General features: G+C 55.3%; 1 protein-coding gene. It reads left to right on the plus strand.

Annotated elements, in window-relative coordinates:
• A partial coding sequence (locus CWB62_RS18590) for a GNAT family N-acetyltransferase (RefSeq protein ID WP_138556304.1) occupies positions 1-360 on the plus strand: 360 nt, incomplete at its 5' end.
• Between the last annotated feature and the right edge of the window lie 92 nt (positions 361-452).

Consider the following 452-nt stretch of genomic DNA (forward strand, 5'->3'; position numbering starts at 1 on the left):
GAGCGTGTGGCAAGCCGACTGCTGAATGGCTCTGCGCCTTCCTGCAGCCTGATTCTTGTGGCCTATCGACAACAGCTGCCGATTGCCTACAAGGCTGGGTATGCGCTGAATTCAGAAGAGTTTTACAGCTGGCTGGGTGGCGTACTGCCTGATCACCGCCAGACAGGGATAGCCACTCGCCTGCGAGAGGCACAGGAACGCTGGGCACGTGAGCAGGGTTACCAACGTATCCGGGTCAAATCAATGAAACGATATCCCGCCATGCTCAAATTGCTTGTCTCGGCGGGCTATCAGGTCTGCGCATATGAAGATGCTGGCACGCCTGAGGCCAGCAAGATCGTGTTCCAGAAAATGCTATAGGCTCGCCAGTCCAACCTGTTCGAAGCAATGTCACTATTACTCAATCAGCAATCGCTGCCTCACGCACTGACGCGGCACCTGTATCAGCGATA

This window comes from Pseudoalteromonas sp. S408, from assembly GCF_005886645.1.
Classification (GTDB): Bacteria; Pseudomonadota; Gammaproteobacteria; order Enterobacterales; family Alteromonadaceae; genus Pseudoalteromonas.